Source organism: Achromobacter sp. SIMBA_011, from assembly GCF_046535435.1.
GTDB lineage: Bacteria > Pseudomonadota > Gammaproteobacteria > Burkholderiales > Burkholderiaceae_B > Achromobacter > Achromobacter dolens.
The window spans coordinates 937,283-959,535 of sequence record NZ_JAWRWN010000002.1; the positions used below are offsets into that span (position 1 = coordinate 937,283).

At 70.5% G+C, this 22,253-nt stretch carries 18 protein-coding genes; 11 read left to right on the top strand and 7 right to left on the bottom strand.

Going from position 1 to position 22,253, the window contains the following annotated elements:
- The first annotated feature begins 54 nt into the window (after positions 1-54).
- Genes SB816_RS11485 through SB816_RS11515 form a run of 7 tightly spaced genes read left to right on the top strand, consistent with a single transcriptional unit; the run spans position 55 to position 8,567 of the window.
- Positions 55-1,674, top strand: coding sequence for a methyl-accepting chemotaxis protein (locus SB816_RS11485; RefSeq protein WP_054502364.1), 1,620 nt, complete (start codon positions 55-57; stop codon positions 1,672-1,674).
- A 6-nt stretch (positions 1,675-1,680) separates the two neighbouring features.
- Positions 1,681-2,217, top strand: coding sequence for a chemotaxis protein CheW (locus SB816_RS11490; protein ID WP_410546999.1), 537 nt, complete (start codon positions 1,681-1,683; stop codon positions 2,215-2,217).
- Positions 2,214-3,560, top strand: coding sequence for a CheR family methyltransferase (locus tag SB816_RS11495; protein WP_410547000.1), 1,347 nt, complete (start codon positions 2,214-2,216; stop codon positions 3,558-3,560). Before SB816_RS11490 ends, SB816_RS11495 begins: the two co-directional genes overlap by 4 nt.
- The gene (locus SB816_RS11500) at positions 3,553-4,218 is read left to right on the top strand and encodes a chemotaxis protein CheW (RefSeq protein ID WP_054502367.1); all 666 of its coding nucleotides are present in this window, start codon (positions 3,553-3,555) and stop codon (positions 4,216-4,218) included. The genes SB816_RS11495 and SB816_RS11500 overlap by 8 nt, the downstream gene beginning before the upstream one ends.
- Positions 4,215-6,476, top strand: a complete 2,262-nt coding sequence (locus SB816_RS11505) for a hybrid sensor histidine kinase/response regulator (RefSeq protein ID WP_410547001.1) — start codon at positions 4,215-4,217, stop codon at positions 6,474-6,476. The genes SB816_RS11500 and SB816_RS11505 overlap by 4 nt, the downstream gene beginning before the upstream one ends.
- Complete coding sequence (locus SB816_RS11510; RefSeq protein ID WP_054502369.1) at positions 6,473-7,489, top strand: chemotaxis response regulator protein-glutamate methylesterase; 1,017 nt, start codon at positions 6,473-6,475, stop codon at positions 7,487-7,489. The genes SB816_RS11505 and SB816_RS11510 overlap by 4 nt, the downstream gene beginning before the upstream one ends.
- Positions 7,490-7,523: 34 nt before the next feature.
- Positions 7,524-8,567: a PleD family two-component system response regulator gene (locus SB816_RS11515; protein ID WP_054502370.1), complete on the top strand. Its 1,044-nt coding sequence runs from the start codon at positions 7,524-7,526 to the stop codon at positions 8,565-8,567.
- A 39-nt stretch (positions 8,568-8,606) separates the two neighbouring features.
- Here SB816_RS11515 and SB816_RS11520 read toward each other — a convergent pair whose 3' ends face one another.
- Entirely contained in the window at positions 8,607-9,086 is a 480-nt protein-coding gene (locus SB816_RS11520) for an Lrp/AsnC family transcriptional regulator (protein ID WP_410547002.1), read from the bottom strand.
- Positions 9,087-9,265: 179 nt separating this feature from the next.
- On the opposite strand from SB816_RS11520, the gene SB816_RS11525 reads away from it, so the two are divergent.
- Positions 9,266-10,552 (top strand): cystathionine gamma-synthase family protein, encoded by a 1,287-nt coding sequence (locus SB816_RS11525; protein WP_395756613.1) that lies wholly within the window; start codon positions 9,266-9,268, stop codon positions 10,550-10,552.
- 19 nt (positions 10,553-10,571) lie between these two features.
- On the opposite strand, the gene SB816_RS11530 is transcribed toward SB816_RS11525, so the two are convergent.
- The 6 genes from SB816_RS11530 to SB816_RS11555 are packed head-to-tail and all read right to left on the bottom strand — an operon-like array spanning position 10,572 to position 17,168.
- Positions 10,572-11,216: an NTP transferase domain-containing protein gene (locus SB816_RS11530; RefSeq protein WP_395756612.1), complete on the bottom strand. Its 645-nt coding sequence runs from the start codon at positions 11,214-11,216 to the stop codon at positions 10,572-10,574.
- A gap of 7 nt (positions 11,217-11,223) precedes the next feature.
- On the bottom strand, positions 11,224-12,258 hold the full coding sequence (locus tag SB816_RS11535) for an XdhC family protein (protein ID WP_410547003.1): 1,035 nt from the start codon (positions 12,256-12,258) through the stop codon (positions 11,224-11,226).
- Entirely contained in the window at positions 12,255-14,555 is a 2,301-nt protein-coding gene (locus SB816_RS11540; protein ID WP_410547004.1) for a molybdopterin cofactor-binding domain-containing protein, read from the bottom strand. Before SB816_RS11540 ends, SB816_RS11535 begins: the two co-directional genes overlap by 4 nt.
- Positions 14,556-14,584: 29 nt before the next feature.
- Complete coding sequence (locus SB816_RS11545) at positions 14,585-15,229, bottom strand: isochorismatase family protein (RefSeq protein ID WP_054434741.1); 645 nt, start codon at positions 15,227-15,229, stop codon at positions 14,585-14,587.
- A complete protein-coding gene (locus SB816_RS11550) occupies positions 15,226-16,299 on the bottom strand; it encodes a 2,5-dihydroxypyridine 5,6-dioxygenase (RefSeq protein ID WP_054502377.1) in 1,074 nt (357 codons plus the stop codon). The genes SB816_RS11545 and SB816_RS11550 overlap by 4 nt, the downstream gene beginning before the upstream one ends.
- Before the next feature lie 35 nt (positions 16,300-16,334).
- The gene (locus tag SB816_RS11555; protein ID WP_410547005.1) at positions 16,335-17,168 is read right to left on the bottom strand and encodes an alpha/beta fold hydrolase; all 834 of its coding nucleotides are present in this window, start codon (positions 17,166-17,168) and stop codon (positions 16,335-16,337) included.
- Between the two features lie 314 nt (positions 17,169-17,482).
- Between SB816_RS11555 and SB816_RS11560 the strand changes: the two genes are divergently transcribed.
- Genes SB816_RS11560 through SB816_RS11570 form a run of 3 tightly spaced genes read left to right on the top strand, consistent with a single transcriptional unit; the run spans position 17,483 to position 22,148 of the window.
- Positions 17,483-18,640, top strand: a complete 1,158-nt coding sequence (locus SB816_RS11560; RefSeq protein ID WP_064528902.1) for an FAD-dependent monooxygenase — start codon at positions 17,483-17,485, stop codon at positions 18,638-18,640.
- 44 nt (positions 18,641-18,684) lie between these two features.
- Positions 18,685-19,215, top strand: coding sequence for a (2Fe-2S)-binding protein (locus SB816_RS11565; RefSeq protein ID WP_175166887.1), 531 nt, complete (start codon positions 18,685-18,687; stop codon positions 19,213-19,215).
- Positions 19,212-22,148: a c-type cytochrome gene (locus SB816_RS11570; RefSeq protein WP_410547006.1), complete on the top strand. Its 2,937-nt coding sequence runs from the start codon at positions 19,212-19,214 to the stop codon at positions 22,146-22,148. Before SB816_RS11565 ends, SB816_RS11570 begins: the two co-directional genes overlap by 4 nt.
- Positions 22,149-22,253: the final 105 nt, after the last annotated feature.

The window sequence follows — 22,253 nt, forward strand, 5'->3', positions numbered from 1 at the left end:
TGCAATAATTGTCGATTATTTCCACATCTGGTCATGAATGGGGCGTCCTCCGGTATGAAGAATCTGACACTACGCGAGCGCATCATCGCCAGCTTCCTGGTGATCCTGGCCATCATGGGCTTGATGGTGGTGGTCGATTACCAGCGGCTGCTGCAGGTCGAGGCCGAGGCCAGGTCGATCAACACCGACGCCGTGCCCGGCATCTACTACAGCACCTCGATCCGCGCCTCCTGGTTCGCCGGGTTCGTGGCGGTGCAGGACGCTTTCAATACCGACACGGAGCAGGAGCGCCGCGCCGCGCTGGCGGCCCTGCCGCGCAGCGACCAGCAGTTGCAGGAGAACATCGACCAGTACCGCCGCACGGTGCTGCGCGGCGAAGACCAGCGCATGTTCGAGGAATTCGAGAAGACGCTGCAGGCCTACATGCGCATCCGGGCGGAGATCCTGGACCCGGCGGTGTCGACCGATCCCGTCCGCGCGCAGGCCAAGATCAAGGCCGACCTGCGTCCGGCGTTCTACCTGGGGCGCGACGTGCTGGCCAACATGGTGGCGGCCAACAAGCAGCAGGCCGATGAATCCGCCATCGGCATCCAGCGGGCGGTGGACAAGGCCGAGGTCGGCATGCTGGCGTCGCTGGGGCTGGCGGTCATCGCCGCGGTGATCTGCGGCATCCTGTTGATGCGCGCCATCGTCAATCCCATGCGCAGCATCGTCAAGACGCTGGAAGCCACCGGCGGCGGCGACCTGACGCGCCGCCTGACGCTGTCGCGCAAGGACGAGTTCAACACGATCGAGAGCGGCTTCAATGGCATGGTCGACGAGCTGACCGGACTGGTCGGCAAGACCCAGCGCTCGGCGGTGCAGGTGGCCACCTCGGTGACCGAGATCGCGGCCACCTCCAAGCAGCAGCAGGCCACCGCGTCGGAAGTGGCGGCCACCACCACCGAGATCGGCGCGACCTCGCGCGAGATATCGGCGACGTCGCGCGAGCTGGTGCGCACCATGACCGAGGTGTCCAACGCCGCCGAGCAGACCGCGTCGCTGGCCGGCAGCGGCCAGGTCGGCCTGGCGCGAATGGAAGACACCATGCGCAACGTGGTCGGCGCGGCCGGCTCGGTCAACGCCAAGCTGGCCATCCTGAACGAGAAGGCCGGCAATATCACGCAAGTGGTTACCACGATCACGAAAGTGGCTGACCAGACCAACCTGCTGTCGCTGAATGCCGCCATCGAAGCCGAAAAGGCCGGCGAATATGGCCGCGGCTTCGTGGTGGTGGCGACCGAGATCCGGCGCCTGGCGGACCAGACCGCCGTGGCCACCTACGACATCGAGCAGATGGTGCGCGAGATCCAGTCGTCGGTGTCGGCCGGCGTGATGGGCATGGACAAGTTCTCGGAGGAGGTACGGCGCGGCATGGCCGATATGCAGCAGGTGGGCGACCAACTGTCGCAGATCATCCAGCAGGTGCAGACGCTGGCGCCGCGGGTGCTGATGGTCAACGAGGGCATGCAGGCGCAGGCCACGGGCGCCGAACAGATCAATCAGGCGCTGCAGCAGTTGAGCGACGCCGCGCAGCAGACGGTGGAATCGCTACGCCAGTCGAGCCTGGCGATCGAGGAACTGACGCTGGTGGCCAACGACCTGCGCAGCGGCGTGTCGCGCTTCAAGGTCTGACGCGCCATGTCCGAGCAGGCCCCGATCCCTTTCGCGGCCGCTGGCGCCACCGCCGGGCGCCGGCTGTACCTGCTGTTCCGCATCGCCGCGGACCGCTATGCGCTGGACGCCGCCGACGTGATCGAGGTGTTGGGCATGCGCACGTTCAAGCAGGTGCCGGGTACGCCGTCCTGGGTGGCCGGCATGTTTGACTGCCGCGGCGTGGCCGTGCCGGCCATCGACCTGAGCGCGCTGGCCGGCGCCGGCGCGGCGACGCTGGTGACCAGCACGCGACTGGCGCTGGTGCGCTACCGGCCCGCGGGCGCGGCCGATGAACGCCCGCTGGGGCTGATCCTGGAGCAGGCCACCGAGACCGCGCACTATGATCCGGCGGCGTTCCAGCCTTTCGGCCTGGAGACGCCGCAGGCGCGCTACCTGGGGCCGGTGCTGAGCGACGGCCGTGGCATGGTGCAGGCGGTGAGGGTGGCCGACCTGTTGCCCGACGCGGTGCGCACGCTGCTGTTCCCGGCGGGAGCGACGTCATACGAAGGAGCCCGGGCATGACAGGGGTGGATGCCTTCAGCGCGGTGCTCAAGCGCAAGATGGGGCTGGACAGCGGCTCCATCGGCAGCGCCGCGATCGAGCGGGCGGTGCGCCACCGCATGCAGGCGGTGGGCAGCGACGACGAGCAGGAATACCTGGCGCGCCTGCAGACCTCGCCGGCCGAGATGCAACAGTTGATCGAGGCGGTGATCGTGCCGGAGACCTGGTTCTTCCGCTATCCGGAATCGCAGGCGGCAATGGCGACGCTGGCGCGCGAGCGCCTGTTCGCCCCGGGGGCCGAGGCGCGCGCGCTGCGCGTGCTGAGCGTGCCCTGTTCCAGCGGCGAAGAGCCGTATTCCATCGCCATGGCGCTGCTCGACGCGGGGGTGCCGCCCGCACGCTTCCAAATCGACGCGGTGGACATCAGCGAACGCATGGTCGAGTTTGCCCGGCGCGGCTGTTATGGCCGCAATTCGTTCCGGGGCGACAACCTGTCATATCGCGACCGCTACTTCACCGAGACCGCCGACGGCCACCAACTGGCCGACGCGGTGATGGCGCGGGTGCGTTTTCTGTCGGGCAACCTGTTCGACGCGCATCTGCTGCCGAACGTGCCGCCCTACGATTTCGTGTTCTGCCGCAATCTGCTGATCTACTTCGACGCCGCCACGCAGGAGCGGGCGGTGGCGCTGCTCAAGGGCTTCGCGCGCCGCGACGGCGTGCTGTTCGTGGGGCCGGCCGAGACCAGCCTGATGACCGGGCGGCGCCTGCCGGCGGTGCCGCTGGCGCGCGCCTTCGCCTTCCACGCCGAACCGGCGGAACCGGCGGCGGCCTGGACGCCGCCCGCGCCTCGGTCGCTGGCGGGGCAGATGCCTGCCGCTGCATCGGGCCATGCATCCGCCCGCCCGCCGACGCAAATACCGGCTCCAACGCCGCCTCGGATGGCGACCTCATCGCCGGGCGCACAGGCGCCGGCAGCAGGCGCGCGCGCCGCCGCGCCGTCGCCGTCCGCGTCACGCCCGTCGCCTGCCGGCTTGCCGGCCGGCGCGGATATCAAGGCCGCCTTGCGCGCCATCGCGGGGTTGGCCGACCAGGGGCGGGTGCAGGAAGCCATGGCCCGGTGCCGAGCCCACCTTGCCGAGCATGGCGCCAGCGCCGAAGCGCTGTACCTGCTGGGCCTGCTGCAGGACGCGGGCGGCGACACGCGCCAGGCCCAGGCGGCCTATCGCAAGGCGCTGTACCTGGACCCGACCCATCGCGAGGCGCTGCTGCACCTGGCCGCGCTGGTCGAATCCGAGGGCGACGCGGAAGGCGCCCGCCGACTGCAGGCGCGCGCCGCGCGCCAGGAGGCCCGCCGTGAGTGATTTCCTGGCCAGCCTGGCGCAAGTGGACGACTGCTGGAACCGTATCGGCAGCCGCGGCGACAAGCGCTGCGAGCGCCTGCCCGAGTACGTCCATTGCCGCAATTGTCCGGTGTATGCCGGCGCGGCCAAGCGCATCCTCGACCGCCTGCCGCCGCAGATCGACACGCCCGAGGACGGCGCGGCGCCCAAGGTCCAGGCGCGATTGTCGTCGCTGCTGGTGTTCCGCCTGCAGGGCGAATGGCTGGGCCTGCCGACCAGGACGCTGGATGAGGTGGCCGGCACCCGCGCCATCCTGTCGCTGCCGCACCGGCGCGACCCCGCGGTGCTGGGCGTGACGAACGTGCGCGGCACGCTCACGGTCTGCGTCTCGCTGGTTCGTCTGCTGGGCCTGGACGGCGCGGCGGTCGACAACGGCCGCGAGCGGCCCGCCGCGGCGCGCATGCTGATCTTCGGCGGCGCGGGCCGCGCGGTGGTGCTGCCGGTCGATGAAGTGGAAGGCATCCACAGCGTGGACCTGGAGGCGCTGGAAACGCTGCCGGCCACGCTCGAGGGGGCCAGCCTGAAGTATTCGCGCGGGGTCGTTCGTTGCGGCGCCCGCAGTGTCGGGGTGCTGGACGAGACCCTGTTGATGCAAGCATTGGAACGGAGCCTGGCGTGAACCCGGACCAGATGCGCGATGCCTCCCTGCTGGAGCTGTTCCAGTTGGAAACCCGCAACCAGGTGCAAGTGCTGAACAACGGCCTGTTGGCGTTGGAACACGATCCGACCTCGGCCGCGCAGCTCGAGGCCTGCATGCGCGCGGCCCATTCGCTCAAGGGCGCGGCCCGCATCGTCGATCTGCATCCGGCGGTGCGCATCGCGCACGCCATGGAAGACTGCCTGGTGGCGGCGCAGGAAGGGCGCCTGCGGCTGCAGGCCGCCGACATCGACGCGCTGCTGCAAGGCGCGGACCTGCTGCAACGGGTCGCCACGCCCGGCGCCGAGCTGGGCGACGCCATCGACGAGCTGGTGGCGCGGCTGTCCAATGCCCCCAATGCACCGCCGGCCGCGCCGGTGGTCGAGCGCGCGCCCAAGCCTTCGGATTTCCTGCCGCCGATCCACCAGCCCGACGATCCGCCGCCGGCGCCGCCGCCCGGACGCCGCAGTTCCGACCAGGCGCTGGGCGAGGGCGAGCGGGTGCTGCGCGTCACGGCCGACACGCTCAACAGACTGCTCGGCCTGTCCAGCGAGACGCTGGTCGAATCGCACTGGATCGCGCCGTTCAGCGCTTCGATGCTGCGGCTGCGGCGCCTGCAATCGGGCGCCAGCCAGGCCCTGGACAGCCTGCGCGCGGCGCTGGCCGGCGTGCAGGTGGACGCCCGTGGCCAGGCCGCGCTGGACGACGCGCAGCGCATCGTCCAGGCCTGCCAGCAGGAGCTCATCCAGCGCGCCGGCGAGGTCGACGAGTTCGGTTGGCGCATGGGCCATCTGGCGCAGCGCCTGTACGACACCGCGCTGGCCTGCCGCATGCGGCCGTTCGGCGACGGCCTGGGCGGCATGGCGCGCATGGTGCGCGACCTGGGCCGCTCGCTGGGCAAGCAGGTGCGCCTGGAGATCGAGGGCGATTCGACCCAGGTGGACCGCGACATCCTCGACAAGCTGGACGCGCCGCTGATGCACCTGTTGCGCAACGCGGTGGATCACGGCATCGAGATGCCGATGGACCGGCTTGACGCCGGCAAGCCCGCCGAAGGCCGCATCCGGCTGTCGGCGCGCCATGCCGCCGGCATGCTGCTGATCGAATTGAGCGACGACGGCGCGGGCATCTCGCTGGACCGTCTGCGGGTCGAGGTGGTGCAGCGCAAGCTGACCAACGCCGAGACCGCCGCCCGCCTGAGCGAGGCCGAGCTGCTGGAATTCCTGTTCCTGTCCGGCTTCAGCACGCGCGGCGAGGTCACCGAGATCTCGGGCCGTGGGGTCGGGCTGGACGTGGTGCAGACCATGGTGCGGCAACTGCGCGGCGCGGTGCGCATCCACCAGCAGACCGGGCAGGGCACGCGCTTCGTGCTGGAGATGCCGCTGTCGCTGTCGGTGGTGCGCAGCCTGCTGGTCGAGGTGCAGGGCGATATCTACGCGTTTCCGCTGGCCTACGTCAGCCACGCCTTGCAGGTGCGGGCCCAGGACATCGAGCAACTCGAAGGACACCAGCATTTCCGCTTCAGGGACCGCCAGATCGGCCTCGTGTCGGCGCGCCAGATCCTGCATTCCGGCGCGCCGGCGCCGGCCGCCGAGACGCTGCCGGTGGTGGTGGTGGGCGACCATGACCGGCTCTACGGGATCGCCGTGGACCGCTACGTGGGCGAGCGCACGCTGGTGGTGCAGCCGCTCGATCCGCGCCTGGGCAAGGTGCAGGACGTGATGGCCGGCTCGCTGATGGACGACGGCACGCCGCTGTTGATCCTGGACGTCGAGGACATGCTGCTGTCGGTGCAGAAGCTGGTCGAGGGCGGCCGCCTGGCCAGGGTAGACGGCGGCGGTCCGGTGGCGCAGGCGCGCCGCCGCAAGCGCGTGCTGGTGGTGGACGATTCGCTGACGGTGCGCGAGCTGGAACGCAAGCTGCTGCTGAACCGGGGGTTCGAGGTGGCGGTGGCGGTGGACGGCATGGACGGCTGGAACATGCTGCGCAACGAGGCCTTCGACCTGGTCGTGACCGACGTCGACATGCCGCGGATGGACGGCATCGAGCTGGTGTCGCGCATCAAGGCAGATCCCAAGTTGCAAAGCCTGCCGGTGATGGTAGTGTCTTACAAGGATCGCGAGGAAGACAGGCGGCGCGGGCTGGATGCGGGCGCCGACTATTATCTGGCCAAGGGTAGTTTCCACGACGACGCCTTGCTGGACGCCGTGGAAGACCTGATCGGAAAGGCGCGGACGTGAGAATCGGAATCGTCAACGATCTTCAGATGGCGGTGGAAACCCTCAGGCGCGTCATCGCGCTGGAACCGGGGCTGGAAGTGGCGTGGGTCGCTTCCAATGGCCAGGAGGCCGTCGAACAGTGCGCCCTGGACCGGCCCGACGTGGTGCTGATGGACCTCATCATGCCGGTCATGGACGGGGTCGAGGCCACCCGCCGCATCATGGCTGAATCGCCCTGCGCCATCGTGGTGGTCACAGTTGACGTGGCGCGCCATACCGCGCGGGTGTTCGACGCCATGGGCTATGGCGCGCTGGACGCCGCCGACACGCCGGTGGTGGGCGGGGCCGACCTGCGCAGCGCGGCCGCGCCGCTGCTGCGCAAGATCCGCAATATCGGCTGGCTGATCGGCCGCTATGGCGCCAATCGCACCGCGCTCAGCCCGGTGCCCCGGGCCGCCGCGCACGCCGACCCGTCGCAGGGCCTGCTGGTGATCGGCGCGTCGGCCGGCGGTCCCTCGACGCTGGCGCAACTGCTGCGCGACATCCCGGTCGGCTTTCCCGCCGGCATCGTGCTGGTGCAGCACGTGGACGCCTCGTTCGCGGCCGGCATGGCGGACTGGCTCAACGACCAGATCGCCCTGCCTGTGCGGCTGGTGCGCGAAGGCGAACGGCCGGCGCCGGGGCAGGTGCTGCTGGCCGGCACCGACGACCATCTGCACCTGCTGGCCGATGGTACGCTGCGTTACACCGAGAATCCTAAAGAAAGCCTGTACCGACCCTCTATTGATGTATTTTTCCATAGCGTCGCGCAGCACTGGCGCGGCCTGGCCGTGGGCGTGCTGCTGACGGGCATGGGGCAGGACGGGGCGCGCGGCCTGAAGGCGCTGCGCGAGCGCGGCTGCCTGACCATCGCCCAGGATCAGGCCACCAGCGCGGTCTATGGCATGCCCAAGGCGGCCGCCGCCATGCAGGCCGCCGTTGAAATCCGTCCGTTGGACACGATCGCACCCCGCTTGATCCAGGCGTTTGCCTGAGCCGGCGGACAAAGTAGAAATCAAGGAAGACGCTATGCACCCTCCCATTGACAGCCCGGCCTCGGCCGACCTGAACTCGCACGCGGCCATGGTGCTGTTGGTGGACGATCAGGTCATGGTTGGCGAGGCCATCCGCCGGGCCCTGGCGATGGAGGGCAACATCGACTTCCACTATTGCTCGGATCCGTACAAGGCGCTGACCGTCGCGGTGCAGACGCGGCCCACCGTGATCCTGCAGGATCTGGTGCTGCCGGGCGTGGACGGCCTGAGCCTGGTGCAGGAATACCGCAACCATCCGGTCACGCGCGACATTCCCATCATCGTGCTGTCGACCAAGGAAGATCCGGCCATCAAGAGCGCGGCCTTCGCCGCCGGCGCCAACGACTACCTGGTGAAGCTGCCCGATTCGATCGAACTGGTCGCGCGCATCCGCTACCACTCGCGCTCGTACCTGGCGCTGGTGCAGCGCGACGAAGCCTACCAGGCGCTGCGCCAGAGCCAGCAGCAGTTGCTGGAAAGCAATATGGAGCTGCGCCGCCTGACCAATTCCGACGGCCTGACCGGGCTGGGCAACCGCCGCTATTTCGACGAATACCTCAACGCCGAATGGCTGCGCGCGCGCCGCGATGGCCGTGAAATCAGCATGCTGATGATCGACGTGGACCATTTCAAGTCCTACAACGACACCTATGGCCACATCGCCGGCGACGAGGCGCTCAAGCGCGTGGCCAACACCATCTTCGCCAGTTGCGACCGCTCCACCGACCTGGCCGCGCGGTTTGGCGGCGAGGAGTTCGCGCTGGTGCTGCCGGGCACGCCGGCGGGCAGCGCGCGCCTGGCCGCCGAGAAGCTGCGCCGCGCCGTCGAGGCCATGCAGATTCCGCAGAAGGACACCAACGGCGGCCCCTGGTTGACCGTCAGCATCGGCACCGCCACCGCCGTGCCGGCCGCCGACCAGCCGTGCACCGACCTGATCCAGGTGGCCGATCGCGGCCTCTATCAGGCCAAGAACCAGGGCCGCAACCGCGTGGTGCAGGGACCGATGCCGTCCGCCGCGGATACGCCCGACGCTTCCTGACACGCCTTGCGATTGGGGTTTCTCGACCGCGGATCCGCATCACAGGTGCAGCTTGGTCGACGACTTCACTTCGTGCATCGACAGCGTGCTGAGCAGTTCCTTCACGCCGGGCAGCGTGCGCAGCCGGTTGCGCACGAATTCGGAATAGGCGTCGAAGTCGCGCGCCACGATGTGCAGCAGGTAGTCGTGCTGGCCGGTGGTGTTGTGGCAGGCCAGCACTTCGGGCATGGCGGCCACCGCCGCCTCGAACGCGTGGCAGGTTTTCTCGGTGTGGTTGTCCAGCGAGATGCTGACGAACGCCACCACGCCCATGCCGAGCGCGCGGCGGTCGAGGTTGGCCTGGTAGCCGCGGATGACGCCCGAACTTTCCAGGCGCTTGAGGCGCTTCCAGCAGGGCGAGGCCGACAGCGACACGCGCTCGGCCAGTTCGGCGTTGGAGAGGCGGCCATCTTCTTGAAGGATTTTCATGATTTTCCAATCGATCGCGTCAAGTTGATGTAACAAGGCAGTCTCTTTCATGGTTTCAATGCTGTGGGAAACGATATTTCCCATTATCCGATTCCTGAAGCAGAAATGGAAAGAATATTGTGGCCGGACGCGCCCATACTCGCTGCATGCCCTGGCCGGCGGCGCTATCGTGTCCGAATCCGTGATATCGCCGTCAGGTAGGCCGCACTTCCCCCATCGAGAGGCACGCCATGAGTTATTCCAGCTATCACAAGAAAGACATCTCCGGCCGTCCGCTGCACGCCGAAACGCAGATGATGTCGTACGGCTTCGATCCGTTCCTGTCCGAGGGCGCGGTCAAGCCGCCGGTGTTCCTCACCTCGACCTTCGCCTTCCGTTCGGCCGAGGACGGCGCCGAGTTCTTCGACCTGGTGTCGGGCCGCAAGCCGCTGCCGCAGGGCGAGTCGGCCGGGCTGGTTTACAGCCGCTTCAATCATCCCAACCTGGAAATCGTCGAAGACCGCTTGTCGCTGCTGGACGGCTCGGAGGATGCCGCGGTGACCTCCAGCGGCATGTCGGCGATCAGCGCGGTGTTCCTGGCGTTCCTGCGCCCGGGCGACCAACTGGTGCAGTCGGTGCCGCTGTATGGCGGCACCGAGACGTTGATCGCGAAGATCTTCCCGGAATGGGGCATCGGCTCGCACCCGATCCACGACGGCCTGTCGGCGCAGAGCATGCGCGAGGCGCTGGAAGCGGCCGCGGCCAAGGGGCCGGTCAAGCTGTTCTACGTGGAAACGCCGGCCAATCCGACCAACGCGCTGATCGACTTCCAGGCCATGAAGGCCGAGCTCGACGCGTTCGCCGCGCGCCACGGCTACCGCCCGATATCGGTGTGCGACAACACGCTGCTGGGCCCGATCTTCCAGAAGCCGGCCGAGCATGGCGTGGACCTGTGCGTGTATTCGCTGACCAAGTACGTGGGCGGCCACAGCGACCTGGTGGCTGGCGCGGTCACTGGCGCCAAGGACCTGATCAAGAAGGTGCGGGCCATTCGCAGCGCCTTCGGCTCGCAGCTCGATCCGCATTCGTGCTGGATGATCACGCGCTCGATGGAGACCGTGGTGCTGCGCATGAAGCAGGCCGCGCGCAGCGCCACCCGCGTGGCGCAGTGGCTGGCCGGCAATCCGCACGAGAAGGTGCGCATCTATCACCCCGAGACCATCGCCGACGAAACCTATCAGGCGGTCTACAAGCGCCAGTGCGCCGGCCCGGGCTCGACCTTCGCCTTCGTGCTCGACGGCGGCCGCGCCAAGGCGTTCCGCTTCATCAATGCGCTGCGGCTGTTCAAGTCGGCGGTGAGCCTGGGCGGCACCGAATCGCTGGTGTGCCATCCGGCCTCGACCACCCACTCGGGCGTGCCGGCGGCCGAGCGCGACGCGGCGGGGGTGTCCGAAGGGCTGATCCGCATTTCCATTGGCCTGGAGCACGAGGAAGACCTCATCGCCGACATGGACCAGGCCATGCGCAGCGTGGCCTGAGGCGCGGCGGCGGGCGGCGTCAGACCGTTTCGGGCGGCCAGTCGACGCGCGCGGGCGCCAGCGCGTCGCGCAGCGCCGCCAGGTCGGCGGGCGTGTCCAGGTCGGTGACGTAGGCGCGGTTGGCGCTGTCGAAGACGGCATGGCGCCCGCTGCGCGGGTCCAGCCATTGGCGCAAGCCGACGCCGGCCGGCAGCGCGTCGGCGGCGCGCGCCGCGGCGGCCGACAGCAGCAGCGGATGGCCGGGCGCGCCGGCGATGCGCGGACGCAGGCTGTCGGTGCCCGGCGCGCAGGCGCGCCATTGCGCCAGCAGGTCGGCGATGGCGCTCGCGTCGAGCAGGGGCAGGTCGGCCAGCACCAGCAGCAGGTCATGGTCGGGATGGGCGCGGGCGTGTTCGCGCAGCGCCAGGCGCTGCGAGTCGGCGAGCGTGGCGTCCGGCCGCGCCTGAGCCAGCGGCGTGATCGCGGCGCGTCGCGCCAGCGGCGCCAGGACGTCCGCGTAGGGGCCGATGACGACGCGCACCGGCGCGACGCCCGCCTCGCGCAGGCTGCGGGCCAGCCGTTCCAGCAGGCTCACCCCGTCGATGCGCAGCGCCGGCTTGGCGCGGCCGCCCAGCCGCGATCCCCGCCCGGCGGCGAGGATGATGGCGGCGATCGGGGCGGGCATGACGCGATCAGGTGGAGCAGGCGCCGGCCAGGTCGACGGGGGCCATCCGGACGCCGTCGCGCGTCTTGCCGGCGGCCACGCTGTCGAGCGCGCCGTGCGCCACGCCGTTCTTGGCGGCGACGATCTCGGCCATGATGGAGAGCGCGATCTCGGCGGGCGTCTTGCTGCCGATGTAAACGCCGGCGGGGCCGCGCAATCGCGCCAGGTCGGGGGCGCTCAAGTCGAAATGCTCGCGCAGCCGCGCCCGGCGCGCGTCGCTGTTGCGGCGCGAGCCGATCGCGCCGACGTAGAACGCTTGCGACTGCAAGGCGTCGATCAACGCCAGGTCGTCGAGCTTGGGATCGTGGCTCAGCGCGATGACGGCGGTGCGGCGGTCGGGCCGCAGGCGCAGGATCAGGTCGTCGGGCATCTCGCGGCTGTGAACCGCGCCCGGCATCGTCCAGGCTGGCGACTGGGTATCGCGCGGATCGCACACGATGACCTCGAAGCCCAGCGTCAGCGCGATCTGGCACAGGTAGGCGCTGGTGTCGCCGGCGCCGATCACGATCAGCCGCACCGACGGGCCGAAATGCGAGGTGAAGGTGGCGGCCGTCAGGCGCGGCAGGCCGTCGGCGGGGCCGGGGCGCAGGCTGGCGGCGCCGGTGGCCAGGTCCAGCTCGCGCTCGATGCAGTCGCGGCGCAGGCAGTGATCGCGCAGCGCCGGCAACTGGCTGGCGGGGCCGATGGCCTCCATCACCAATTCCAGGGTGCCGCCACAGGGCAGGCCGAACTGGCGCGCCTGGTCGGCGTGCACGCCGTAGCGCAGCACCTCGGGCCGCGCCGCCGGGGCCGCGCCGGCGCGCACGCGCGCCACCAGATCGTCCTCGATGCAGCCGCCGGACACCGAGCCGGCGACCTCGCCGCGGGCGTTCAGGGCCATCAGCGCGCCCGGCGGCCGCGGCGCCGAGCCCCACGTGCGCGCCACGGTGACGAGCCACGCCGGCACGCCGTCACACTGCCATTGCGCGGCCTGCTGCAGGACCAAGGTGTCGATATCAATCATGCGGACCTCGGGGAGCGGTCTGGATGGGCGAGGACGGCGCGCACCACGTCGGGCGTGAAGGGCGCCTGATGGAAGCGCCTGCCGGTGGCGTCGAACAGGGCGTTGGCGATGGCCGCCGGGCCGGGGACCGAGGCGGATTCGCCGGCGCCCATGGGCGGCTGGTCCTGGCGTGGCATGAGCAGCACGTCGATGGGCGGCAGGTCCTTGAAACCGATGATGGGATAGCCGCCCCATTCGCGGCTGGCCACGCCGGCCGCGTCGAACTGCACGCGCTCGAGCAGGCAGCGGCTCAGGGTCTGGTTGATGTTGCCATGGATCTGGTGGCGCACGCCATCGGGGTTGACGATCATGCCGGTGTCCTGGCCGACGACCACGCGCGAGAGGATGATGCGGCCGCTGACGGGGTCCACGCTCAGATCGATGATCCAGGCGGCCCAGGCGGCGCCGAAGCCGGGGAACTTGCTGTGCACGTAGCGCGCGTAGGCCACGCCACGGCCATGCAGGCGGCCGTCGGCATCGGGCGTGCCGCGGCTGCCGGGCGTTCGTTCACGCCAGCCGGCGCGCGCCGCGGTCGCCTCCAGCAGCGCGATGGCGCGCGTGTCGTCCAGGTGCCTGAGCCGGAACGCGACCGGGTCGGCCCCGGCCGCCTCGGCCAGCTCGTCGATCATGCAGTCGTGCGCGAACGAGCTGGGCAGCGCCGAGACGCCGCGCAGCCACGAGGCGCGCACCAGCGGCGCGGTGTCGTGGCAGACGATGCGGCGGCTGGCATAGCGGTAGGGCGGCACCGCGGTGCGGTCGCCCATTTCCAGCACGCGCGGCTCGCCCGGCACGGCGCCGGTCAGCAGCAGCGCCAGCAGCGGCGCGTCGTTGGACGGATAGCGCACCTCGAAATCATAGGCCAGCAGTTGGCCCTCGTCGTCCAGCGCGGCGGCCACGTCCATGAGTTGGCCCGTGCCCTTGGGTTCCCACTGGTGTTCCTGGTCGCGCATCAGTTGCACCCGCACCGGCGCGCCGACGGCGGCCGACAGCAGCGCGGCGTCGGCGCAGACGTCGTCGGCGCAGTTGCGGCCATAGCAGCCGGCGGCCTCCATGCGGATGATCTCGATGCGGTCCTCGCCCAGCTTGAGCAGGCGGTTCAGGTCGGCGCGCAGCATGTGCGGATTCTGCGTGCCGGCCCACACGGTGAGGCGGCCGTCGCGATGGTCGGCCACCGCGCATGAGGGCCCGATGGACGCGTGCATCTGGTAGGGCCAGACGTAGGTGCGGCGCAGGTGCACGGGGGCGGCGGCACAGGCGGCCTCGACGTCGCCTTCCTCCAGCAGCAGGCGGCGGCGCGCGGGGTTGGCGCGGATGGCGCTGGCCAGGTCGTCGAGCGCGGGCGCGGGCGGCACCGGCTTCCAGCGCACCTTGAGCGCGCGCATGGCGGCTTCGGCCTGTTCCTCGCGGTCGGCCACCACGCCGATGAAATCGCCTTGCACCACCACCTGGATGCGGCCCGGCAGGTGCGCGACGGAATCGCTGTCGACGCTGATCAGGCAGCGGCCAATGAAGTCGCCGGCGTCGCGGCCGGGGTGCGGCGGGCGCACCACGCGGCCGTGGCGCATGCCGGGCACGCGCACGTCGTGCACGAAGCTCAGTTCGCCGGTGGCCTTGGCCGGAATGTCGACGCGCGCGACCGCGCTGCCGACCACGGTGTAGTCGCGGGCCGGCTTGAGCCGCACCTGGGAGTCATCGGTGGCCAGCTCGAGCCGGGTGTGCTGGCCCTGCACCAGTTGACCGTAGTGCAGGGCGCGTTCGTCGCCCGCATCGGCGGGACGCACGACGCCGTCGCGCAGGCGCAGCGTGTCCGCCGCCACGCCCCATTGCCGCGCGGCCCGCGCCAGCAGGCGCTCGCGCGCCTGGGCGGCGGCGCGGCGCAACGGCGCGGCCGAGATCTGGATGCTGGCGCTGGCGATGGTGGGCCCCTGGTTGGGGGTGGCGTTGGTGTGGCCCAGCACCATTTCCAGCCGCGCCATCGGCACGTGCAGTTCCTCGGCCACGATCTGCGCCAGCGCGGTGCGGATGCCAGTGCCCAGGTCGACGTGACCGTTGAAGGCCAGCGCGCGCCAGCCGCCCGGCGCGGCATCATCGGCCAGCACCGCCACGAAGACCTCGGGCGTGTCCTGCACGTAATCCGAAACGACACCCGGCTGCCCGGGCGCCGGACGAGGCGGCGCGGTCGGCGCGCGCACGACCAGCAGCGCGCCGGGGTGGCTCAGCAGCGCGTCGTGCAGCGCGCGGGGATGGGGCAGGTTCATGGGCGAAGGCGATCCGGGCCGATCAAGGATTATGCCGCCAGCGCGCCGATGTCGGCCAGGGCCTGCTCCAGCGGCATGACGGCGGCGTACTTCTGCGCCATGTCGAACAGGTTGGCCTCGTGCGGTCCGAGCGCGCGGTCGCCGCAGCAGTCGGCCACCACCAGCGGCCGGAAGCCGGCCTGCATGGCGTCGACCACGCTGGCGCGCACGCAGCCGCTGGTGACGCAGCCGGCCACCACCAGCGTCTGCACGCCGCGCTGCGCCAGCCACGGCGCCAGCATGGTGCCGTAGAACGCCGACGGCGTGCTTTTGCGCACCACGTACTCGCCGGGCGCGGGCGCCAGTTGCGGCACGATGGCGCTGTTGTGGCTGTCTTCCTTCAGGGTCAGCATGCCCGGCACCTTCAGGCAGAAGATGTTGCTGTCGGCATCGTCATCCGAGAACACGATGCGGCTGTGCGCCACCGGCCAGCCCTGTTCGCGCGCATGCGCCAGCAAGGCGCGGGTGCGCTCGATGGCCTGCGGGATGTTGCCGCCGCCGAACACGGCGGGGTCGGCGAAGCCATTGACGAAATCGATGATGAGCAGGCCGAACGGCGCCTTCAGCGGCAGCGGCGTGCCGAAGCCCTGGCGGGCATAGGCCGAGATATCCCCGGCGGGAACGGTGGTGGTCATGCCAGCTCCTTGCGGCGGGCGGCGCGCGCCAGCCCGGGTTCGTCCTGCACCACGCCGTCGATGACGACGGCGCGATCATCCAGCGTCACGGTGCAATGGCGCATCGGGATGTCGATGTGGCAGGCGGTGGTGCGTTGGCCGCCGGCCTCGTTGTTCGGCCCCATGGACCAGAGGAAGTTGCCCTCGAAGGCGCGGGCGTCCATGCCGATGTGGGTCTCCTTGCCGTAGTGGCCCAGCATCGACCAGTGCGCGCGCGGCTGCAGGCCCCAGCCGATGTGCGAGACGGCGTACGCTTCCGGGTCTTCATACGAAGCCATGTAGTCGCGCAGCACCTCGGCTTGCAGGCCGCCCTGGATGCGGGTGACGTAGCCGCGTTCCACGGTGAGGGTGATCGGGTCGGTGACGTAGTCCTTCATCGGCAGCAGGATGTCGCCGCGGTCCAGCACCACCTGGCCGTTGCTGTGGCCTTCGTCGGGCCAGGTCAGCACGAAGCCGCTGGGCCAGTGGTCCCAGCGCCCCGGCTCGTCGACGAAGCCGTATTCGGAGATCGCCGGAAAGCTGCCCAGGCGGCATTGCAGGTCGGTGCCGGCCCGGGAGGTGATGCGCATCTGGCTCGCCTCGGCGATTTGCGCGGCGGCCGCGCGCACGCGGGCGCGGTCGGCCTCGGTCGGCACCAGGCGGCACAGGATCTCGGGCGGCTCGACCGCCAGCAGGATCTTGGTGCCGCCCTGCAGGATCTCGTGCTGCTCGGGCGAGAACAGCAGCGTCATCAGGTCCAGCACCAGGTCGCTGGCCTTGAGCGCGGCGATGGCGGCGGGGTTGCCGGTCAGCGGCGTGGTGCCCAGGTAGGCCAGCGAGTCGCGGCTGAGGGATTTCTCGCCGTTGACCGGCGGCAGATCCAGGCGGTTGACGCGCGCTCCCATGTCGCCGGCGGCGGCGATGGCGCAGCGCAGCGTCTGCGGATGGGTGTCGGCGCCGGTGAGCACGGTCACGGTCTGGCCGGCTTCGAGGCGGGAAAGCGTGAGCACCTGTTTCCAGGCGCGGATCAGGTCGATGTCGCTGACGGGCATGGCGGACTCCTGTCCGGTAAGGGGGAAAAGGGGATTCAGCCGCGCGGCTCGAGAAAGTCGCCCAGCGCCTCGTGGAAGCCGGCCTCGTTATCCCACGGGATCATGTGGCCGGCGGCGGGCACGCGCCGGTGCAGGGTGTCGGGCGCCAGGCCTTGCCATTCGGCCACGTCCTCGTCGCCGACCACGCCGCCGTTCTCGGCGGTCATCAGCAACTGCGGCACGCGCACCCGCGGCAGGTCGGCATGGATGTCGTCGCGGCCGAAGTCCTCGAAGCTGCGCACGATGGCGGGCTCGTGGCAGGTGTGCAGCCATTGCGCGCGCAGGCGCCGCTGTTCCTCGGTCCAGGTGGGGCAGAAGGCGCGCATGGCCTCGGCGTCCATGCCGTGCGTGGCCTGGCGGATCGAGTCGACGTACCAGGCCAGCTTGGCGGGGTAGGGGCGGCGGCCCGGGCCGGAGACGGGCGGGTCGACGATGACCAGCCGCGTCAGGCCGGCCGGCTGGCTGCGTGCCGCGCGCACCGCGATGCGTCCGCCCATGGAATGGCCCATCAGGGCGTAGCGCTGCAGGCCGAGCGCCTGCGCCAGGGCAAGCACGTCGGCGGCCTGCGCGTCCAGGCTGTAGTCCAGGCCGGGGTCGGCGCTGGACAGGCCGCGGCCGCGCACGTCCAGCACATAGGTGTCGTAGCTCTGGCCCAGGCGCTCGGCCACGAAGCCCCAGGTGACCGCCGGGCTGGTGATGCCAGGGATCAGGATGAGCGCGTCGCGTTCGGCGCGCGCGCCGTCCGCGCCGCCGTAGCGCAGGTAGTGCTGGCGGATGCCGTTGGCGTGGACGTTGGCGCCGTACAGGAAGGTGCTGGATGGTTGGCTCATGCCGTGCTCCGGGTGGGTCGATGCCAGGACGGGATCCGGCGGTCATTGCTTGCGCCGCGCAGGGCGCGGATCGAGCGTGATGACGTGAAGCGCGGATCCATCTTAGGGTTTTCGATAAATTAAAAAAACAGTGTAGACGCTCTATTCTTGCAAACAGCGAGGTGAATCGCAAAGCCGATGTTCATAGTGGTTTTTACCTATATGTGCATAAAAATGCACTGTTTTGGACGCAGGCGAACAGTTTCGGATCCACGATGGTGCGGTTTTCCATCTGGAAAAAATAGAGTGTATGCATAGAAAAGTAGGAGAGCCTCTTGTCTAAATCCCCCCGCATCGCCGTGATCGGCGCCGGCCTCGGTGGCGCCGCCACCGCCTCGCTCCTGCTGCAGGAAGGCTTCGACGTGCGCGTGTACGAACAGGCGCCGAGTTTTTCGCGGCTGGGCGCCGGTATCCACGTCGGTCCCAACGTCATGAAGATCCTGCGCCGCATCGGCATCGAGGACGCGCTCAACGCCCAAGGGTCGCACCCCGACTACTGGTACAGCCGCCACGGCCTGACCGGCGACGTGCTGGCGCAGATTCCGCTGGGCGACTACGCCGTCAAGACCTACGGCGCGTCGTACCTGACGGTGCACCGCGGCGACTTCCACGCCCTGCTGATCGAGGCGCTGCCCGAGCGCGTGATGGCGTATTCCAAGCACCTGGTCGGCGTTACCGACCGCGGCAACGACGTCGAGATGCGCTTTGCCGACGGCAGCGTCGAGCATGCCGACATCGTGATCGGCGCCGACGGCGTCAATTCCCACATCCGCGAGGCCCTGCTGGGGCCCGAGCCTCCCAAGTACGCCGGCTACCTGGCCCACCGCGCGGTGTTCCCCACGCCCGAGGTCAAGGCCGGCATGCTGCCGTTCGACGCCTGCGTGAAGTGGTGGACCGATGACCGCCACATGATGACGTACTTCGTCACCAGCAAGGCCGACGAGCTCTACTACGTGACCGGCGTGCCGGTCGAGCAATGGGACCTGAACGACCGCTGGCTGCCCAGCAGCAAGGACGAAATGCGCGAAGCCTTCCAGGGCTGGCATCCCACGGTGCAGGCGCTGATCGACGCCACCGTCGAGGTCACCAAGTGGTCGCTGCTGGAGCGCGACCCGCTGCCGCTGTGGAGCCGCGGCCGCCTGGTGCTGCTGGGCGACGCCTGCCACCCCATGAAACCGCACATGGCGCAGGGCGCGGCCATGGCCATCGAGGACGGCGCGATGCTGGTGCGTTGCTTCAAGGAAGTCGGGGCGCATAATCACGAACTGGCTTTCGCGCTGTACGAAGCCAACCGCGCCGAGCGCGCCAGCAAGGTGCAGCGCATTTCGCACGACAACACCTGGCTGCGGACCAATGAGGACCCGAGCTGGTGTTTCGGCTACGACGTGTTCAGCGAGCCGCTGGTCGAACCGAAGGCCAAGGCGGCGGCCTGACGCGCCCGCCGTCCTTCATCCACCAGACCTTCGCCACGCACACCATGGGACATCCCGCCAACACCCCGCCCGCCGCCGAGCCGATCGGCCTGAAGGTCAACGGCAGCGTCGTGCGCGTGGCGGCGCCGCCGGCGACCTCGCTGCTGCTGGTGTTGCGCAACGATCTGGCCCTGAACGGGCCCAAGTACGGCTGCGGCCTGGGCGAGTGCGGCGCCTGCACGGTGCTGATCGACGGCGTGGCGGCGCGGTCCTGTGTGATTCCGGTGAGGGCGGCGCAAGGGCGCGAGATCACCACGCTTGAAGGCCTGGGTTCGCGCGAGCGGCCCGGGCCGACGCAGCGCGCCTTCATCGAATGCCAGGCGGCGCAGTGCGGCTATTGCCTGAACGGCATGATCATGACGGTCGAGGCGCTGCTGCGCCGCGACCCGGCGCCGTCCGAGCAGGCGCTGCGCAGCGAGCTGCATCACAACCTGTGCCGCTGCGGGACGCATGTCGAGATCATGCAGGCGGCGTTGCGCGCGGTGCAATTGCGGGCCGAGGCGGCGCCGCGCGGGTGCGAAGGGGCTGGCGCATGAGCGCGTTGCTGCCCGAGGCCTCGGCGGGCGCCATCGCGCCGCCGTCCGATCTGCTGCATGGACTGGCTCTGTGCCCGCCCGCGGCCCGCTGGGACGGCACGCGCTATCGCGGCAGCGCGCTCGAGAGCGTGAGCCTGGAGCAAGCGCGGGCCCAGGCGGGCGTGGTGGCCGTAGTGCGGCGGGAGCACTTTGTCGGCGTGGTGGCGGTGACGCCGGCGCATGCGCGGCAGGCGCTGGCCTGCATGGCGCCCGTGTGGCGCGGCGATGGCCCGCCTGCGCGCGAGGCAACCGTGATCCGTTCGGAAGCGGATCCGGACGACCAGCGTGAGTATCTATGGCGATCTACTGAAACGGCGTCCGGCGCGCGTGTCGCGGCTTGGTGCCTGGACGGCCGCCTGACGCTGTGGCTGCCGCCGCGGGCGGCCGCCGCGCAGGCCTGGCTGCGGCGCGAGCTGGCGGCGCTGATGGACTGTCCCGGGCATGCGGTGCGCCTGGCCGACTGGCCGCAGGGCGCGGCCGAGGCCGGCCTGCCGCCGCACGCGCTCGATCTGCTGGACGCCGCCGCGGACGCCGCGCTGCTGTCCGAGGCGGTGGGGCGGCCCGTGTGCGTGGCCTGCCGGCCGGCGGCCGCGACCACCCTGGCGCTGCGCGAAGCGGACCTGGCGGCGGGGCCGGCGCTGCGTTCGCGCCACCCCTGGGCCGTGCGTCCCAGCCTGGCGCGCCTGCTGGCGCGGCCCGGTCACGCCCAGGCCTGCGGCCAGGCCACGGTGCAGGGCGACAGCCCGGTGCTGGCGCCGGCGGCATCGCGGGATCTGCCGCATGCCAGCATCGACGAATTGAACGCGGCCCAGGTGTTCGCCGGCGAAAGCCTGTGGCACGAGCGGGCGCTGGCGGCGGGCGAGGATCCGGTGGGCTGGCGGCTGCGGCACATGGTCGATGATCGCGGCCGCGAACTGGCGCGCCAGGTGGTGGAACAGGCGCAGGCGGCCACCGCGCAGGAGGCCACGTCGGCCGCCGACGGCCTGCTGCGCGGCACCGGCCTGGCCACGGCGCAGGTCCGCTGCGAGGCCGAGGATGGTTCGGCGCAGATGGTCTGGAGCGCCTGGGTGGCCGACGTGGCGATCCAGCCCGCCACCGGGCGCATCGAGGTGACGCGCGTCGTCGCCGGCCACGACAGCCAGGACTTGCGCGCGGCGCAAGGCGCGACCACGCGCCTGGCCATCACGCGCCAGCAACCCGAGCGGCTGGCCGATGCCCGCCGCCTCATTGCCGGCCCGGCGGCGTTCGACGATTGGCGCGGCGCCGAACCGATGCCGTCGACCGCGGGCTCGGATGCGGTCGCCATCGCGGCGCCGGACGTGCCCGGCCCATTGCGTGAAGGACGTCTGGATGTGGATGGCGTGCTGACGCTGCCCGCCGCCGCCGCCATCGCCAACGCCATCCAGGACGCCACCGGCGTGCGCCTGCGGCAGGCGCCGTTTGACGCCGGCCAGTTGCGGCTGGCGCTGGCGGACCGGCGCGCGGCCGGCGGGAAGGGCGCATTGCGCCGCGGCTGGGGCTGGCTGGCGGCCGGCGCGGCCGGACTGGCGGCCATGGCCACCGCGTTGTGGCCGCTGAAGCCGGCGCTGCCGCTGACGGCCGGGCCCGACGCTTCTTTGTATTCGGCGCAGGCAATCGAGCGCGGCCGGCTGGTGGCGGCGGCCGGCGACTGCGTGGCCTGCCACACCGCGCCGGGCGGCGCGCGCAACGCCGGCGGCCTGGCGCTGGAGACGCCGTTCGGCGTGATCTATTCCACCAATATCACCCCGGATGCGCAGACCGGCATCGGCCGCTGGTCATACGCGGCCTTTGAACGCGCCATGCGCCACGGTATCCACCAGGACGGCCGCCAGTTGTATCCGGCGTTTCCGTACACGGCCTATGCCAAGCTCAGCGACGCCGACCTGCAGGCGCTGTACGGCTACCTGATGTCGCAGCCCGCGGTGGCCGCGACGCCGCCGCGCACCGAGCTGGGCTTTCCGTTCAACCTGCGGCCGCTGCTGGCCGGCTGGAACCTGCTGTTCCACGATCCCAAGCCATTCACGCCGGATCCCTCGCAGGACGCCGAATGGAATCGCGGCGCGTATCTGGTGGAAGGCGTGGGCCATTGCGCCGCCTGCCATTCGCCGCGCAACGCGCTGGGCGCGGAGAAGGGCGGTCTGGCCTACCTGGCCGGCGGCCAGGCCGAGGGCTGGAACGCGCCGGCGCTGAACCGTCTGGCCACGGGCGAGCGGGCCTGGTCGGGCGAGGAACTGTTCCAGTACCTGCGCACCGGCTATTCGCCCCGCCATGGCGTGGCCGCGGGCCCCATGGCGCCCGTGATCCATGGGCTGGCCGAACTGCCGGCCAGCGACCTGAAGGCCATCGTCACCTACCTGATGGCCGTGCCGGGGCGGACGCCGTCGGCGGCGCGCGCGACGGCCACGGCCACGGCCACGGCAAGCGCCGCCACGTCGGCCAGCGTCGTCGCCGCCCCGGCGGTCACGACCGCAACCGCCGCCACCGCCATCAACGCGGTCCCCGCGCCCGCGGCCGTCAGCGAGGCCATCACGCTGCGCCGCGCCAGCGGCGAACGCATCTACCAGAACGCCTGCGCCGTCTGCCATGAAGCCGGCAGCGGGCCGACCCTGTTCGGGGTCAAGCCCCTGCTGGGCCAGAACACCAATCTGCACGCCGCATCGCCGGACAACCTGATCCAGGTGATCCTCCACGGCATCCAGGCCCCGGCCGACGATGCCCTGGGCTACATGCCGGCGTTCGGCAACAGCCTGGACGACAGGCAGATCGGCGATTTGATCGACTATTTGCGCGCGCGGTTCGCGCCGGAGGAAGAGGCTTGGCCAGTTGACACGACGACCATAGGCAGGCTGCGCCAGCACGCGCAGCAGCAGTAAGGGGAAGACGGGGCAGCGGATCGGCCCATGGCGGGTCCGGCCGCGCCTCGCGACACAACATCGCGCGCATCGGTTTTCCATCGACGCCTGCCCGGCGCCGAGGGG

Excerpts from the sequence above, each read along its gene's own strand:
- SB816_RS11485 (WP_054502364.1), top strand. The coding sequence starts at position 55 with ATGAAGAATCTGACACTACGCGAGCGCATCATCGCCAGCTTCCTGGTG.
- SB816_RS11490 (WP_410546999.1), top strand. The coding sequence starts at position 1,681 with ATGTCCGAGCAGGCCCCGATCCCTTTCGCGGCCGCTGGCGCCACCGCC.
- SB816_RS11495 (WP_410547000.1), top strand. The coding sequence starts at position 2,214 with ATGACAGGGGTGGATGCCTTCAGCGCGGTGCTCAAGCGCAAGATGGGG.
- SB816_RS11515 (WP_054502370.1), top strand. The coding sequence starts at position 7,524 with ATGCACCCTCCCATTGACAGCCCGGCCTCGGCCGACCTGAACTCGCAC.
- SB816_RS11520 (WP_410547002.1), bottom strand. The coding sequence starts at position 9,086 with ATGAAAGAGACTGCCTTGTTACATCAACTTGACGCGATCGATTGGAAA.
- SB816_RS11525 (WP_395756613.1), top strand. The coding sequence starts at position 9,266 with ATGAGTTATTCCAGCTATCACAAGAAAGACATCTCCGGCCGTCCGCTG.
- SB816_RS11530 (WP_395756612.1), bottom strand. The coding sequence starts at position 11,216 with ATGCCCGCCCCGATCGCCGCCATCATCCTCGCCGCCGGGCGGGGATCG.
- SB816_RS11535 (WP_410547003.1), bottom strand. The coding sequence starts at position 12,258 with ATGATTGATATCGACACCTTGGTCCTGCAGCAGGCCGCGCAATGGCAG.
- SB816_RS11540 (WP_410547004.1), bottom strand. The coding sequence starts at position 14,555 with ATGAACCTGCCCCATCCCCGCGCGCTGCACGACGCGCTGCTGAGCCAC.
- SB816_RS11545 (WP_054434741.1), bottom strand. The coding sequence starts at position 15,229 with ATGACCACCACCGTTCCCGCCGGGGATATCTCGGCCTATGCCCGCCAG.
- SB816_RS11550 (WP_054502377.1), bottom strand. The coding sequence starts at position 16,299 with ATGCCCGTCAGCGACATCGACCTGATCCGCGCCTGGAAACAGGTGCTC.
- SB816_RS11555 (WP_410547005.1), bottom strand. The coding sequence starts at position 17,168 with ATGAGCCAACCATCCAGCACCTTCCTGTACGGCGCCAACGTCCACGCC.
- SB816_RS11565 (WP_175166887.1), top strand. The coding sequence starts at position 18,685 with ATGGGACATCCCGCCAACACCCCGCCCGCCGCCGAGCCGATCGGCCTG.
- SB816_RS11570 (WP_410547006.1), top strand. The coding sequence starts at position 19,212 with ATGAGCGCGTTGCTGCCCGAGGCCTCGGCGGGCGCCATCGCGCCGCCG.